This window comes from Polaromonas sp. (assembly GCF_029945925.1).
Taxonomy (GTDB): Bacteria; Pseudomonadota; Gammaproteobacteria; order Burkholderiales; family Burkholderiaceae_C; genus Polaromonas.
This window is the reverse complement of the sequence record NZ_JAQSDN010000049.1, coordinates 31,535-45,826: the sequence shown is the minus strand read 5'-3', so window position 1 is coordinate 45,826 and position 14,292 is coordinate 31,535. Positions and strand designations below refer to the sequence as shown.

General features: G+C 66.0%; 14 protein-coding genes and 1 pseudogene. 12 read left to right on the top strand and 3 right to left on the bottom strand.

What is annotated here, in order from left to right; genetic code table 11:
- On the bottom strand, positions 1-1,413 hold the full coding sequence (gene pmbA / locus PSV40_RS17495; RefSeq protein ID WP_300540154.1) for a metalloprotease PmbA: 1,413 nt from the start codon (positions 1,411-1,413) through the stop codon (positions 1-3).
- Positions 1,414-1,438: 25 nt separating this feature from the next.
- On the opposite strand from pmbA, the gene yjgA reads away from it, so the two are divergent.
- Positions 1,439-2,026 (top strand): ribosome biogenesis factor YjgA, encoded by a 588-nt coding sequence (yjgA, locus tag PSV40_RS17490; RefSeq protein WP_300540152.1) that lies wholly within the window; start codon positions 1,439-1,441, stop codon positions 2,024-2,026.
- Positions 2,027-2,028: 2 nt separating this feature from the next.
- Positions 2,029-2,619 carry a molybdopterin adenylyltransferase gene (gene mog, locus PSV40_RS17485; RefSeq protein ID WP_300540150.1) on the top strand — a complete coding sequence of 197 codons (591 nt, stop codon included), beginning with the start codon at positions 2,029-2,031 and terminating at the stop codon, positions 2,617-2,619.
- A gap of 537 nt (positions 2,620-3,156) precedes the next feature.
- Here mog and cysE read toward each other — a convergent pair.
- Together cysE and PSV40_RS17475 are read right to left on the bottom strand one after the other, a co-directional pair.
- Positions 3,157-3,933, bottom strand: a complete 777-nt coding sequence (cysE, locus tag PSV40_RS17480) for a serine O-acetyltransferase (RefSeq protein ID WP_300540148.1) — start codon at positions 3,931-3,933, stop codon at positions 3,157-3,159.
- 174 nt (positions 3,934-4,107) lie between these two features.
- A pseudogene (locus tag PSV40_RS17475) lies at positions 4,108-4,875 on the bottom strand (RNA methyltransferase); the annotation flags it as partial.
- 101 nt (positions 4,876-4,976) lie between these two features.
- Here PSV40_RS17475 and PSV40_RS17470 point away from each other — a divergent pair.
- From PSV40_RS17470 to PSV40_RS17430, 10 genes are all read left to right on the top strand, one after another.
- Positions 4,977-5,927, top strand: coding sequence for an inositol monophosphatase family protein (locus tag PSV40_RS17470; RefSeq protein WP_300540146.1), 951 nt, complete (start codon positions 4,977-4,979; stop codon positions 5,925-5,927).
- Between the two features lie 203 nt (positions 5,928-6,130).
- Positions 6,131-6,430 carry a phosphopantetheine-binding protein gene (locus PSV40_RS17465; RefSeq protein ID WP_300540352.1) on the top strand — a complete coding sequence of 100 codons (300 nt, stop codon included), beginning with the start codon at positions 6,131-6,133 and terminating at the stop codon, positions 6,428-6,430.
- An 8-nt stretch (positions 6,431-6,438) separates the two neighbouring features.
- Positions 6,439-7,098, top strand: coding sequence for a hypothetical protein (locus tag PSV40_RS17460; protein ID WP_300540144.1), 660 nt, complete (start codon positions 6,439-6,441; stop codon positions 7,096-7,098).
- Between the two features lie 59 nt (positions 7,099-7,157).
- On the top strand, positions 7,158-8,537 hold the full coding sequence (locus tag PSV40_RS17455; protein ID WP_366915045.1) for an AMP-binding protein: 1,380 nt from the start codon (positions 7,158-7,160) through the stop codon (positions 8,535-8,537).
- The gene (locus tag PSV40_RS22895) at positions 8,527-8,853 is read left to right on the top strand and encodes a 3-hydroxyacyl-ACP dehydratase (RefSeq protein ID WP_305358067.1); all 327 of its coding nucleotides are present in this window, start codon (positions 8,527-8,529) and stop codon (positions 8,851-8,853) included. Before PSV40_RS17455 ends, PSV40_RS22895 begins: the two co-directional genes overlap by 11 nt.
- Complete coding sequence (locus PSV40_RS17450; RefSeq protein ID WP_300540142.1) at positions 8,850-9,827, top strand: acyl-CoA synthetase; 978 nt, start codon at positions 8,850-8,852, stop codon at positions 9,825-9,827. Before PSV40_RS22895 ends, PSV40_RS17450 begins: the two co-directional genes overlap by 4 nt.
- The gene (locus tag PSV40_RS17445) at positions 9,824-10,429 is read left to right on the top strand and encodes a LolA-related protein (RefSeq protein ID WP_300540140.1); all 606 of its coding nucleotides are present in this window, start codon (positions 9,824-9,826) and stop codon (positions 10,427-10,429) included. Before PSV40_RS17450 ends, PSV40_RS17445 begins: the two co-directional genes overlap by 4 nt.
- Positions 10,426-12,780, top strand: coding sequence for an MMPL family transporter (locus PSV40_RS17440; RefSeq protein ID WP_300540138.1), 2,355 nt, complete (start codon positions 10,426-10,428; stop codon positions 12,778-12,780). Before PSV40_RS17445 ends, PSV40_RS17440 begins: the two co-directional genes overlap by 4 nt.
- A complete protein-coding gene (locus PSV40_RS17435; protein ID WP_300540136.1) occupies positions 12,764-13,576 on the top strand; it encodes a polysaccharide deacetylase family protein in 813 nt (270 codons plus the stop codon). Before PSV40_RS17440 ends, PSV40_RS17435 begins: the two co-directional genes overlap by 17 nt.
- Positions 13,573-14,274 (top strand): phosphatase PAP2 family protein, encoded by a 702-nt coding sequence (locus tag PSV40_RS17430; protein WP_300540134.1) that lies wholly within the window; start codon positions 13,573-13,575, stop codon positions 14,272-14,274. The genes PSV40_RS17435 and PSV40_RS17430 overlap by 4 nt, the downstream gene beginning before the upstream one ends.
- Positions 14,275-14,292: the final 18 nt, after the last annotated feature.

The window sequence follows — 14,292 nt, the reverse complement described above, 5'->3', positions numbered from 1 at the left end:
TTAACTTCCGGCTACCTTCATCCTGTTGATCAGGATGGAGCCCACACTCTTGGCGCCGTAGTTGTAGACATCGGCACCCACGGCCTGGATGCCCATCAGCATGTCCTTGAGGTTGCCGGCAATCGTGATTTCTTCCACCGGAAAGGCAATCTGCCCTTTCTCGACCCAGAAACCCGAGGCGCCGCGCGAGTAGTCGCCCGTCACATAGTTCACGCCCTGGCCCATCAGTTCGGTCACAAACAGGCCGGTGCCCAGCTTTTTGAGCATGGCGTCGAGGTCGTCACCGGCTTTCGTCTGGCGGCTGCTCAGCACCAGGTTGTGCGAGCCGCCAGCATTGCCGGTGGTGCGCATGCCGAGCTTGCGCGCCGAATAAGTGCTTAAAAAGTAGCCGCGCACGATGCCGGCCTCGACCACCTTGCGCGCGCGCGTTTTCACACCTTCTTCGTCAAACGGCGCGCTGCCCTTGCCCTTGCGCAGGTGCGGGTCTTCGCTGATGTCGATGTGGTCGGGAAACGCCGGCTTGCCCAGGCTGTTCAGCAGAAAAGTGCTTTTGCGGTACAGCGCACCGCCGCTGACGGCCTGCACAAAGCCGCCCAGCAGGCCGGCGGCCAGCGGCGACTCGAACAGCACCGGGCACTGCACGGTCTTGATCTTGCGGCTGTTCAGGCGCGCCAAGGCGCGTTCGGCGGCGTAACGACCGACCGCCTCGGGGCTGGCCAGTTCGCTGGCGTCACGCATGGAGCTGTACCAGGCATCACGCTGCATCTGGCTGCCCTTGCCCGCGATAGGCGCGACGGAGATGCTGTGGCGCGAGCTGGCATAACCGCCGCGGAAACCGCGCGTGTGCGCGCTGAAAAAATGGCTTTGCTGGGCCGACACACCCGCACCTTCGCTGTTGGTGATGCGTTTGCTGGTGCCCAGGGCGGCCGCCTCGCATTGCAGCGCCAGGCGGGCTGCGCCTTCCGAGTCGATGGCCCAGGGGTGGAACAGGTCCAGCTCGGGGTGCACGCGGGCGATGTCGCGGTCGGCCGGCAGGCCGGAGGTTTTGTCTTCGGCGGTGAAACGCGCGATGTCGTAGGCCGCCTTCACGGTCTGCTCGATCGCTGCTTTCGAAAAGTCGCTGGTCGAGGCGTTGCCGCGTTTCTGGCCCACATACACCGTGATGCCCAGCGACTTGTCGCGGTTGCGCTCCACATTTTCAAGTTCACCCTTGCGCACGCTGACACTCAGGCCGCAGCCTTCGGAAGCCTCGGCGGCGGCATCGGTGGCACCGATTTTTTTGGCGTGCGCGAGGGCGCTGTCCACCAGTTCCTCGAAAAAGTCACGGTGGTAACTGAAGCCCTTTTCCGGTTGGGGCGAGGGCCGGGTCGCCTGTTTGGCGCCGGAGGATGTCTTGGAAGTCTTGAGGGTCATATGGGTAGCTATGATACTGACTGCTATGAACAACAAGACTCCCAAGGCTATCAAGGGCTACTGGTCCCACGGCCGCTTCGTGAAACCCGAAGAAATTGCGCTGGAAGAAGTCGGCCCGCCCAGCAAAACCCAGCTCAAGGCCGAAGCCGACGAAAAACAGGCCCTCGGCGAAGCCCTGCTCACCCTGCGTGCCGACCTGATGGCGCGCCTGGACCTGCCCGAAAAACTGCTCGATGCCATCGCCCAGGCCAAAAAAATCACCAATTTCGAGGGCAAACGGCGCCAGATGCAGTTCATCGGCAAGCTGATGCGCCCGCTGGACACCGAACCGATTCGCGCGGCGATCGACGAGCAGAAAAACGGCTCGGCGCAGCTCACGCTGGCGCTGCACCTGGCCGAGCAGTGGCGCGACAAGCTGATCGCCTCCGACGATGCAATGGGCGACTGGCTGGCAGAACACCCGGACACTGATTCGCAGCAGCTGCGCGCCCTGGTGCGCCAGGCCCGCAAGGACGCCAAGCCCGAAAAACCGGGCGAAGCGCCGCGCCACGGCAAGTCCTACCGCGAGATTTTCCAGCTGGTGCGGCAGACGCTGGCACCGGAGGCTCCCTGACCATGGCCCACGATGCAGTGAAAATCGGCATCGTCTCGGTCAGCGACCGGGCGTCCAGCGGCGTCTACGAAGACAAGGGCCTGCCCGCGCTGAAAGACTGGCTGGGCCGCGCGCTGCGCAACCCGGTTGAATTTGCAGAGCGCCTGATTCCCGACGAGCAGGCGCAAATCAGCGCCACCCTGATCGAACTGGTCGATGCCGGCTGCGCGCTGGTGCTGACCACCGGCGGTACCGGGCCCGCCCTGCGCGACGTGACGCCCGAAGCGACGCTGGCGGTCGGCCACAAGGAAATGCCGGGTTTTGGCGAGCAGATGCGCCAGATCAGCCTGAAGTTCGTGCCCACCGCCATCCTGTCACGCCAGGTCGCCGTGATCCGCGGCCAGAGCCTGATCCTGAACCTGCCCGGCCAGCCCAAGGCGATTGCCGAAACACTCGAAGGCCTGAAAAATGCCGACGGTTCGCAAGCGGTCGCCGGCATTTTTGCCGCCGTGCCGTATTGCATCGACCTGATTGGCGGGCCTTACCTGGAAACCGACGAGGCGGTGTGCAAGGCATTCCGGCCCAAATCGGCGATCCGGGCGGCTTCTGCCTGATTCTTTATATCAAATCGGCACTTTCCCCTTGTGTGGCGGGCGCTGATAGCTATTGATTCGATAGCATCTCTTGCATCACGCTGCATCCGCGGTCTGCTCAGGACAGTAGGCGTGACTCCCCACTCCCTCCCCCCGCCCTCCCTCGCCCCGCTGGGCGATGGAGGGAGCTTCATTTGGCCGTGTGTGCTGCGCTCGCGTGCAAACATCACGGCCGCTTGACTCCGACATGACGCGCTGCGCGCGTCATGTCTCCCCGCACCCGCATTTGTTCCCCCCACCCGTCGGGCTGGGCCGAGGAGCGCAGGCAAAAGCGGATCAGGGCTCGCGATTGTTTGAGGCGAAGCCGAGTTCGAGCGAGACCCCGCTTTTGTCGAGCACCGCAGGCTGCCTGGAGCGAAGCGGAGGGACCCAGACCATCGGGTCGCCTTTCTTTTCCTTAGGTTTCTTTGGCAAAGCAAAGAAAAGTAAGTCGCCCGCCGGGGCGAGTCCCGGCTTGTCCAAAGCACCCGAAAGGCGCAGGCTTGCAAAGGCCGGCCCTTACTTCCCCATCAACTGATTCAACTTCTCAGCCTCAAAGGTCTCCTGCAGCGCCGCATCATCCGGCACGCAGTCCCGGTGCGCCTTCCCGTTTTCCGACAGCTTCTCGATCGCCTGCCAGAGCAGCGCAATCTGGTGCTCCTGCGAGGAAGCGTTGTCGATCAGGCCCTTCATCGCCTGGGACACCGGATCGTCCTCCAGCGTGATGCCGTAGGCTAGGAACGGGCTTGGCGCCGTCGTGACATCGGCGCTTTCGCCGGTTTTCGACGGAATGATGCGCGCCGGGATGCCGACCGCCGTTGCACCGGCCGGCACCGGCTTGATCACGACGGCATTGCTGCCGATCTTGGCGCCGTCGCCGACCAGAAAGCCGCCCAGCACCTTGGCGCCAGCGCTCACCACGACGTTTTTTCCCAGGGTCGGATGGCGTTTCGCGCCCTTGTAGAGCGAGGTGCCGCCCAGGGTCACACCCTGGTAAATCGTGCAGCCGTCGCCGATTTCGGCGGTTTCGCCGACCACCACACCCATGGCGTGGTCGAAAAACACACGTTCACCGATGATGGCGCCGGGGTGGATCTCGATGCCCGTCAGCCAGCGCGCGATGTGCGAGATGAAACGCCCCGGCCATTTGAGCTCGTGGGTCCAGCACCAGTGCGCGCCCCGGTGAAGAATGATCGCGTGCAGGCCGGGGTAACAGGTCAGCACTTCCCAGCCGCTGCGTGCGGCCGGGTCGCGTTCAAGAATGCACTGGATGTCGGAGCGGAGTCTGGAGAACATGCTGCGAGTTTATGGCTTGGCGGCTGACTCTGCTGGCGCGCCCGTGATGCCGGCGCCCCCACCCTCGCAAGAATCCGTTCGTCCTGAGCCTGTCGAAGGATGCCCCCCGAGGGGGCTCGCCTCGCTTGGGGCGGCCCTGCGCTGCGGCGCGGCAGCTTCGTGGGCTTTCTGGCACATGGCCTTGGCCACGCCGCGCAGGATATGGATCTCTTCGGGGCTCAGCTGCGCGCGGTTGAACAGCTGGTTCAGGCGCGGCATCAGCTTCTTCGGTGACGCCGGGTCCAGAAAGCCGATGTCGGCCAGCGCCTGCTCCCAGTGCCCGAGCATGCCGGCCACGGCGGCGGCATCGGCCAGCCGGGGTTCGGGCGTGGCCGCCTGCACGCCAAAACCGCCCAGCGCCTCGCGCCAGTCGTAGGCAATCAGCTGCACCGCCGCGGCCAGGTTGAGCGAGCCGAACTTCGGGTCGGTCGGGATGCTCAACGCCACGTGGCAGCGGTAGACGTCTTCGTTTTGCATGCCGAAACGCTCGGAACCGAACAAAAAGGCCACCCCGTCGGGTTTTGAATCGGAATTGGCCTCCAGCCCTTGTCCCGTGGGCGCAGTCAGCTCTCTTTTTGATAGTAGATCGGCAGTACCCAGCAACTCGGCGAAATGCTCGCGCGGCGCCCGTGTGGGCGGACCGAAGTCGCGCGGTGTCATGGCCGTGGCGCACAAATGGGTCATGCCGTCCAGCGCCTCGTCCAGCGTGGCGACGATGCGGGCATTCTTCAGCACGTCCAGCGCCCCGCTGGAACGCTGGATGGTTTCCTCGCGCCTGAGCACATTGTCCCAGCGCGGCGCCACCAGCACCAGGTCGCCGAACCCCATGACTTTCATGGCACGGGCGGCGGCGCCGACGTTGCCGGCGTGGCTGGTGTTGATCAGGATAAAGCGCGTTTTCATGGATAAAAAGCCGGGTAACCGGCCCGAGCCGGTAAAATGGCGTTATTGTCGCCTGCCCCCGGTTACCGGGCCGCAGCCCTTCCGCTCTTTCTTAGCCCTATATGTCCAGCAATCTCCACCCCATGCTCAATGTGGCCGTCAAGGCTGCACGCGCCGCCGGCGCCATCATCAACCGTGCTGCGCTTGATGTGGAAGCGGTCCGTGTTTCGGCCAAGCAGACCAACGACTTCGTCACCGAAGTCGACCATGCGGCCGAAGCGATCATCATCGAGACCCTGCTGACCGCCTACCCCGGCCACGGCATCCTGGCCGAAGAGTCGGGCAGCGAACACGGCGCCAAGGATTCCGAATTCGTGTGGGTCATTGACCCGCTGGACGGCACCACCAATTTCATCCACGGTTTCCCGTTTTACTGCGTGAGCATTGCCCTGACCGTGCGCGGCAAGGTCGAGCAGGCGGTGGTGTATGACCCCACCCGCAATGACATCTACAGCGCCAGCAAGGGCCGCGGCGCCTACGTCAACGACCGCCGCATCCGGGTCGCCAAACGTACCCGCCTGCAGGAATGCCTGATCTCCACCGGTTTCCCCTACCGGCCCGGCGACAAGCTCAAGACCTACCTCAACGCGCTCGGCGAAGTCATGAGCCAGTGCGCCGGCGTGCGCCGCCCCGGTGCCGCTGCGCTGGACCTGGCCTATGTGGCCTCCGGTTTCAGCGACGGCTTTTTTGAAAGCGGCCTGCAGCCCTGGGACGTGGCGGCCGGCTCGCTGCTGGTCACCGAAGCCGGTGGCCTGATCGGCAACTTCACCGGCGAATCCGACTTCATGGACCACGGTGAATGTGTGGCCGGCAACCCGCGCATCTACGGCCAGCTGGTGACCACGCTTGGCAAGTACAGCAAATTTGCAGGCGCCGGCGACAAGGCCAGCGTGCGCCAGGCCGTGCTCGATGCCGCCCTGCCTGCCGAGGCCGCAGCGCCCATCCAGACCCAGACCCTGTCGGTGCCCCGCGCCCCGCGGGCCGCGAAATCCGGTGACAGCGAGGCCGGCTAGACCAGGACCCGCTGCCACCGTGTTTTCGGGGGTACTTTTTACGTCTTGTTTCGTTTCGATCTGACACACTCCAGGGGTGGCCACCTACAGCCACACAGTGTGTAAAAAACAATGTCAGTTACCATCAAAACATCACTGAACCGCGGGGTTGGCCGCACCGGCGCAACGCCCCGCCACCCTGAAAATCCATGCCCATAACCACGATGCCAGACTCCTCCCTACAACCTTCTGCAGCGCCTGCAGCCGATGCTGCGCTGATGCGTGAAGTGGCCGAACTGGTGGTCACTTCCCTGAATCTGGAAACCGCTGCCGCGGACATCCTGCCCGATGAGCCGCTGTACGGCGAGGGCCTGGGGCTGGACTCGATCGACATCCTGGAAATCGCGCTGGTCCTGTCCAAGCGTTATGGCCTGCAGCTGCGCGCGGACCATGAGGACAACACCGCCATCTTCCAGTCGCTGCGCAGCCTGAGCGACCACATCGCGCTGCAAAGAACGAAGTGAAGCCTGGCTTGACGGCAAAAGTGCTGCGCGGCGTCCGCTGGGCAGCCATTGCCGCCGTCTGCGCCGCCTACCCGGTGCTGGCGCATCTTGCGTCAGCCGACCCCCACCCCGACCTGCTGGACGCAGCGGTGGCCATGGCGCCGCTGATCGCGCTGGCCCTCGTGCTGGCCTGGCGCTCGCCGCAGCGGCCCTGGATGCTGCTGCTGTGCCTGGCCGGCAGCGCCCTGCTGTATGCCGTGAGCGGCTGGCTCGTGCAGCACTACAACTGGGTGTTTCTGCTGCAACATGCCGGCATGCAGGCGCTGCTGGGCCTGACCTTCGCGCGTACCCTGCGCGCCGGCCAGCAACCCATGGTCTCGCGGTTTGCCGCCATGATTCACGGCAGCCTGTCGCCCGCCCTGGCCCGTTACACCCGGCAGGTCACCTGGGCCTGGACCCTGTATTTCACCGTCATGACCACGCTGTCGCTGCTGCTGTTCTGGCTTGCCCCGGTCAGCGTCTGGTCGGCTTTTGCCAACCTGCTGAACCTGCCGCTGCTGGTCATGATGTTCTCTGCCGAATACGCGGCGCGCCTGTTGCTGCTGGCCCCATCCGACCGGTCCGGTCCGCTGGAGGCGATTCGCGCCTACCGGCAGGCCAGCGCGGGCGGGCTGCCACCCTCGTCCTGACAGGCCCACCGCGCTGCTGCAACATCTTGCCCGCTCAAGCCCCTAGCCTATCCCAGCCCATGACGACCTACGCGCTCATCAGCCACACCCGTGGTGACGACATCCTGGCCTGGCGCTATGGGGAGATCGTCACGGTCCGCCAGTACCTGGGCGATGTGAAGCAGCTGGCCGCATCGCTGCCGCCGGGCAAACACATGCTCAATGCCTGCAGCGACCGCTACCACTTCGCGGTCGGCCTCGGCGCCGCCTTGCTGACGCAGAAGATCAGCCTGCTGCCGCCCACCCACACGCCGGAAATGATGCGCCAGCTGCGCACCCTGGCGCCCGATGTGTTCTGCCTGGCCGATGCCCCCCACGCGATCGAGCTGCCCGGTTTTGCCTACCAGGATGCGTTTGCCCACGGCCCCTCCCACACGGATCCTGAAGCGCCCTGCGACATCCCCTTGCTCCCCGGCGAACAGGCAGTCGCCGACGTGTTCACCTCGGGCTCGACCGGCCAGCCGCTGCCGCACCGCAAGACCTGGGGCTCGCTGGTGCGCAGCGCGCGCGGCGAGGCGCTGCGGCTGGGCCTGGACGAGGCCGCGCCCTGCACCGTCGTCGGCACGGTGCCGCCGCAGCACATGTTCGGCTTTGAGTCGACGGTCCTGCTGCCCATGCAAAGCGGCGGGGCCTTGCATGCCGGCCAGCCGTTTTACCCGGCCGACATCGTCAGCGCCGTCAAGTCCGTCACACGCCCGCGCATGCTGGTCAGCACCCCCGTGCATCTGCGCGTGCTGCTGGCCTCCAACATCGAACTGCCCGCGCTGGACCTCGTGGTGTCGGCCACGGCGCCCATGGCCCCGCAGCTTGCGCAAAGCTGCGAAGCCCGTTTTGAGGCCCCGCTGTTCGAGATTTACGGCTCCACCGAAACCGGCCAGATCGCATCGCGGCGAACCGCGCAAACCGCCGAGTGGGAGCTGTTTCCGCTGGTGACGCTGACACCGCACGATGAGCGCATGTGGGCCTGCGGCGGCCATGTCGAACAGGTGGTGCCGCTCAACGATGTGCTGCAGGCCATCGACAACCGCCATTTTCTGCTGCACGGCCGTCTTGAGGACCTGGTCAATATCGCCGGCAAGCGCAACTCACTGGCCTACCTGAACCATCACCTCAACAGCATCCCCGGTGTGCTCGACGGCGCGTTTTTCATGCCTGACGACAGCGGCCACGAGACCGTGGTACGGCTGGTGGCGTTTGTCGTCGCCCCCGACATGACGGCAGCCGCCGTGCAGGCCGCGCTGAAGGAACGGATAGACAGCATCTTCCTGCCGCGCCCGCTGGTCCTGCTCGACGCCCTGCCACGCAACGCCACCGGCAAGCTGCCGCGCGATGTCCTGGAGGCGCTGGCCCGTTTACACCAGAGTCCTGCCGCCCAGGAAGGCCCGCCCCGTGCAGAGTGAAGCCACGACGGTCTGTTTTGCCGCCGACCACCCCGCTTTTGCCGGCCACTTCCCGGGCCGGCCCATGGTGCCGGGCGTGTTGCTGCTCGATGCCGCCCTGCACGCCGCCGGACAGTCACGAATGAACGCAGCGGACGACCGGGGCCGGGTGCTGCGCTGCCAGATCGCCTCGGCCAAATTCCTCAGCCCTGTGCTGCCCGGCGAGACATTGACGATTGCCTGCTCGGCGACCCCTGCAGGGCAGACACGTTTTGACATTTCCGGCGGTGGCCGGCAGGTGGCCACCGGCACCTTTGTCTTCGAAAGTGTCCCATGAGCCAGGCACCGACCGGTCCGTCCACTGCGGGCCGCCAGGCCGCCTGGCGGGATCGCCCGGAGCGCAGCAACATGCTGATGCTGCGCGTGATGACCTGGATTTCTCTGCGCCTGGGCCGCAGCGCGGGCCGCTGCGTGCTGTATGGCATTGCCGCCTACTTTCTGGTGGCCAACGCGTCCGCCCGCCGCGCATCGCGCGACTACCTGCACCGCGCGCTGGCGCTGCCGGCGGGAGCGCGGGTCGGCTGGCGCCATGTGTTCCGGCAATTTTTCAGCTTCGCCTCCGTGATCCACGACCGGGTCTACCTGATCAACGACCGCTTCGACCTTTTCGACATCCGCATCCACCAGGAGCACCTCGTGGCCGAACTCACGGCGGACCGCAAAGGCGTGTTCCTGATGGGCGCGCATGTGGGCAGTTTCGAGGTGCTGCGCGCCGTCGGCCGGCGGCAGCCGGGCCTGCGCGTGGCCATGGTGATGTACGAGGAAAACGCGCGCAAGATCAATGCCGCCCTGAGCGCCATCAACCCGGCGGCGCAGCAGGACATCGTGGCACTGGGGCATGCGGATTCGATGTTGCGCGTCCACGAGCTGATCGAGGCCGGCAGCGTGGTCGGCATGCTGGCCGACCGTTGCCTGAACCGGGACACCACGCGTTCCGTGCCCTTTCTCGGTGAGCCGGCCGAGATTCCCGTGGGGCCGTTTCGCATGGCAGCCATCCTGCGGCGGCCGGTGCTGTTCATGGTCGGCCTGTATGGCGGCGGCAATCGCTACGATATCCATTTTGAAACGCTGGCCGATTTCTCCACCATTCCTGCAGGCGGGCGCGAAGCGGCGGTGCAGGCCGCGATGCTGCGCTACGCCGAACTGCTGGAGCAGCATTGCCGCGCGGCGCCCTACAACTGGTTCAATTTTTTCAATTTCTGGCAGACCGGCCAACCGGCACCTGCGTCCCAACCCGGTCCGACCCCATGACTGATGCACTCCGCCCGACCACCCCGTCACGAACAACCTGGCTGGCCGGCGCCGGCCTGCTGCTGGCCCTCAGCGTCAGCCCCGCCTTCGCCGCTTGGGATGTGACCCAGCTGATGCAGGGCCTGGCGAAAAACAAGTCGGGCCGCGCCAGCTTTGTCGAAAAGAAATACATCGCCCTGCTCGAGGCACCCGTGGAGTCGTCCGGCGAACTGCTCTACACCGCGCCCGACCGGCTGGAAAAACGCACACTCAAGCCCCGGCCGGAGTCGCTGCTGATTGAAGGCAGCAGCCTCACCGTCGAACGCGGCAAACGCCGCATGGTGCTGCGCCTGCAGGACTACCCGGAACTGGTCGCCTTCACCGAAAGCATACGCGGCACCCTGGCCGGCGACATGGTCGCGCTCCGGCGTGTCTACAACCTCGACCTCGAAGGTTCCGAGGAGCGCTGGACCCTGACCCTGCGTCCCATCGAAACAAAAATGCTGGAAGTGGTGCAGCGCATCCGCATCGGCGGCAGCCACGCCGAGGTCAGGACCATTGAAATCGAGCAGACCGACAAGGACCGCTCGGTCATGGTGATTGACAAGCTGGCCGCGAAATGAACCGCTTGCTCCAGCGTCGGTTTCTGCCGGTCTGGTTGTGGCTGGCCTTTTTGCTGGCCTGCGGCGCCATCATCAGCCGCACACAGATCACCACGGACCTGTCGGCCTTCATGCCGCGCAACCCGACGGCCGAACAGCAGCTCCTGATGGACCAGCTGAAGGACGGCCTGGCCTCGCGCCTGATCCTGGTCGGCATCGAGGGAGAGGACGGGCCGGCCCGCGCCCGCCTGTCCAAAGAGGTCGCCCGCACCCTGCGCGCCGACCCGGCTTTTATCGCCGTCAACAACGGTGAGCCCGTCAACAAGGAGCGCGACCGCACTTACCTGTTCAACAACCGCTACCTGCTCAGTCCACTCGTCACGCCTGAACGCTTCAGCACTGACGGCCTGCATGCGGCCCTGGCCGAAAGCATAGACCTGCTGGCCTCGCCGGCCGGGCTGATGGTCAAGTCCCTGCTGCCGCGCGACCCGACCGGCGAAATGGTGCAACTGCTCGGTCAGCTGGACAGCGGCACGCAGCCGCGCCTGATCGACGGCGCCTGGGCCTCGCGAGACGGTGCCCGCGCCCTGATGCTGATGCAGACGCGCGCCGACGGGTCCGACACCGACGCCCAGCAAAGCGCCATGGCCGCCATCCGGCAGGCCTTCGACACGGCACGCCGGGACAGCCCCGCCGCGAAGCTGGTGATGACCGGGCCCGGCGTCTTTTCGGTCACTTCGCGCGAAGCCATCAAAAGCCAGGTCAGCCGCCTCTCGCTGATCAGCGTGGTGATCATTGCCACGCTGCTGCTGCTGGTGTACCGCTCGGCGACCGCGCTGGCGCTGGGTTTTCTGCCGGTTCTCAGCGGCGTGCTGGCAGGCGTGGCCGCCGTCAGCCTGGGCTTCGGCGCGGTGCACGGCATCACGCTGGGCTTCGGCACCGCGCTGATCGGCGAGGCGGTGGACTATTCCATTTATCTGTTTGTGCAATCCGAACAGGCGGACGCCGGGCAGGAAAGCTGGGTCAAGCGCTTCTGGCCGACGATCCGGCTGGGCGTGCTGACCTCGATCTTCGGCTTTGCCTCGCTGCTGCTGTCGGGCTTTCCCGGCCTGGCGCAGCTGGGCCTGTACGCCATTGCCGGACTGGTGGCCGCAGCGGTCATGACGCGTTTTGTCCTGCCACACCTGTTGCCGGCGCAGTTTCGCATCCACGACATCTCGGCCATCGGCCGCGTGCTCAGCCAGCTGACGCGGCGCGCCGCAGCGCTGCGCTGGCCGGCGGCTCTGCTGCTGCTGGCCGCCTGCGCCGTCCTCGCGACCCACCGCGACACCCTGCTCAACGAAAAAATTTCCTCGCTCAGCCCGGTGTCGCAAGCCGACATCGCACTCGACGAAAGCCTGCGCGCCGACATGGGCGCCCCCGATGTGCGTTACGTCGTGGTCATCTCCGGCACCAGCCGGGAATCGGTGCTGGTGTCCGCCGAACAGGTGTCCGCGCTGCTGCAAGCGCAGGTGGACCAGGGCGAACTCGCCGGGTTTGAAAGCCCGAGCCGCTACCTTCCGAGCACGGCGACGCAGCGCGCGCGCCAGGCCAGCCTGCCGCCGGCGGAGGTTTTGCAGCCGCGTCTGGCGCAGGCGGTGCAGGGCCTGCCAGTACGCGCCGAGGTGTTCGCCCCCTTTCTGGCCGACGTGGAAACCAGCCGCAGCCGGCCCTTGCTGCAGGCGTCCGGCCTCGAACAAACCTCCCTGGCCATGGCGGTCGATGCGCTGCTGCTGCAGACATCGCGCGGCGGCTGGACGGCGCTGCTGCCGCTGCGGGCGCCGGAAGGCGCGGGCATCCAGGCCGACCGGATCCGCGCAGCCCTGGGCAGCAACTCGCCGGATGTGCTGTTTGTGGACATGAAAGCTGAATCCGACCGCTTGTACTCCGGCTACCTGCGCGAAGCCACGCTGCTGTCGCTGGGCGGACTGCTCTCTATCGTCGTATTGCTGCTGCTGGTGTTCCGCTCGCCCACGCGCGTCCTGCGCATCATCGCGCCCCTGGCCGCCTCGGTCATCACGGTCACGGCGGGGCTGGCCCTGGCCGGCCAGCCGCTGATCATCCTGCACTTGGTGGGCTTGCTGCTGGTGGTGGCAGTGGGTTCGAACTACGCCCTGTTTTTCGACCGGCCCGACCCGCTCACGCCCATCTCGCACCGCACCCTGGCTTCAATGGCGCTGGCCAACCTCACCACGGTCGCAGGGTTTGGCCTGCTGGCGTTTTCCAAGATTTCCATCCTGCAGGCCATGGGCGCCACGGTGGCGCCCGGCGTCATCCTGGCGTTGGTGTATGCAGCGATTTTTGCGAGGCAGCCCCATGATGCCCAGGCCTGAGCCGCGCTGGCACGCCAGCCCGCTGATACGCGCCTCCCTGGCTGTGCACGGGCTGGCGCTGGCCGCTGCTGTTGCGGCTCCCGCGCTGTGGCCCTGGGCATTGGCCGCCGCCGTCGCCAACCACGCGCTGGTGGCCGGCGTCGGCCTGTGGCCGCGCAGCCACTGGCTGGGTCCGAACTGGTCGCGGCTGCCCGCCGCCGCGACAGCCCGAAACGAAATCGCCCTGACCATCGACGACGGGCCCGACCCGCAGGTCACGCCGCAGGTGCTGGACCTGCTGGACCGTTACGCCGCCCGGGCCACGTTTTTCTGCATCGGTGCAAAGGCCGCACGTTACCCGGAGCTGTGCCGGGAAATCGTTCGCCGCGGCCACGCGGTGGAGAACCACAGCCAGCACCATCGCCACAACTTTTCCGTCATGGGGCCGCGCGGCATGGCCAGGGAGCTGCAGGCTGCACAGGACACCCTGGGCGCGATCACCGGCCGGCGTCCGCTCTTTTTTCGCGCGCCCGCCGGCCTGCGCAATCCCTTTCTCGAGCCCGTGCTCGCCCGGATGGGTCTGCGGCTGGCCAGCTGGTCGGTACGCGGTTTCGACACACGGGTTAACAATGCGCGGCAGGTCACCGGCAAACTGCTGCATGGCCTGAAGGCCGGCGCCATCGTGCTGCTGCACGACGGCAACGCCGCCCGCACACCAGGCGGCGTCCCGGTGATTCTCGAGGTCCTGCCCGCCGTGCTGGCCTGCGCTGCGGCCGCCCGCCTCAAGCCGGTGACCCTGACCGAGGCCCTGGCATGAGCACCACCCTGGTTCGCCCACAAGCCCTGCCCTGGTACCGCCAGGCCGCACAGCTTGTGCCCCGGGACGTGGTCCTCAAAAGCATAGGTATCCCGCTGTTTATCGCGGTGTTTTTTGCTGCCTACTTTCATGTGCTCAACAACCCGGTCTATCCCGTCACGGTGATGCCGGTCACATGGCTGGACCGGTTGATCGGCTTTGATCCGATGGCCCTGTCGCTTTATGTATCCCTATGGGTGTATGTGTCGCTGCCACCGGCGTTCCTGGCGAGCCGGCGAGAACTTTATGTGTACAGCCTGGCCATGGCCGGCACCTGCCTGACCGGGTTGGTCATTTTCTATTTCTGGCCCACGACCGTTCCGGCCGCTGACATCGACTGGAGCCTTTACCCGGGCGTGGACTTCCTCAAGAACATGGACGCCGCGGGCAACGCCTGCCCGTCCCTGCATGTCGCCACCGCCGTTTTTTCGGGCTTCTGGCTGCATCACCTGCTGCGCCGTTTTGGCGCGCCGCCGTGGGCATGCCTGACCAACGCACTGTGGTGCCTCGGCATCGTTTACTCCACGGTGGCCACACGCCAGCATGTGGCCGTGGACATGTGGGCCGGGCTCCTGTTGGGGACCGTCACCGCCTGGCTGTCCCTGCGCCATGCGGTGCGCACCCGGGCCAATCACCATCGTCCCTACCTCGTTGCCTGACCGTCCCTTTCATCACCT

What these genes read in the sequence shown, in the direction of transcription:
- pmbA (WP_300540154.1), bottom strand. Translation starts at nt 1,413, where the DNA reads ATGACCCTCAAGACTTCCAAGACATCCTCCGGCGCCAAACAGGCGACC.
- PSV40_RS17435 (WP_300540136.1), top strand. Translation starts at nt 12,764, where the DNA reads ATGATGCCCAGGCCTGAGCCGCGCTGGCACGCCAGCCCGCTGATACGC.
- PSV40_RS17440 (WP_300540138.1), top strand. Translation starts at nt 10,426, where the DNA reads ATGAACCGCTTGCTCCAGCGTCGGTTTCTGCCGGTCTGGTTGTGGCTG.
- PSV40_RS17470 (WP_300540146.1), top strand. Translation starts at nt 4,977, where the DNA reads ATGTCCAGCAATCTCCACCCCATGCTCAATGTGGCCGTCAAGGCTGCA.
- yjgA (WP_300540152.1), top strand. Translation starts at nt 1,439, where the DNA reads ATGAACAACAAGACTCCCAAGGCTATCAAGGGCTACTGGTCCCACGGC.
- PSV40_RS17430 (WP_300540134.1), top strand. Translation starts at nt 13,573, where the DNA reads ATGAGCACCACCCTGGTTCGCCCACAAGCCCTGCCCTGGTACCGCCAG.
- PSV40_RS17455 (WP_366915045.1), top strand. Translation starts at nt 7,158, where the DNA reads ATGACGACCTACGCGCTCATCAGCCACACCCGTGGTGACGACATCCTG.
- cysE (WP_300540148.1), bottom strand. Translation starts at nt 3,933, where the DNA reads ATGTTCTCCAGACTCCGCTCCGACATCCAGTGCATTCTTGAACGCGAC.
- PSV40_RS17465 (WP_300540352.1), top strand. Translation starts at nt 6,131, where the DNA reads ATGCCAGACTCCTCCCTACAACCTTCTGCAGCGCCTGCAGCCGATGCT.
- mog (WP_300540150.1), top strand. Translation starts at nt 2,029, where the DNA reads ATGGCCCACGATGCAGTGAAAATCGGCATCGTCTCGGTCAGCGACCGG.
- PSV40_RS17450 (WP_300540142.1), top strand. Translation starts at nt 8,850, where the DNA reads ATGAGCCAGGCACCGACCGGTCCGTCCACTGCGGGCCGCCAGGCCGCC.
- PSV40_RS17445 (WP_300540140.1), top strand. Translation starts at nt 9,824, where the DNA reads ATGACTGATGCACTCCGCCCGACCACCCCGTCACGAACAACCTGGCTG.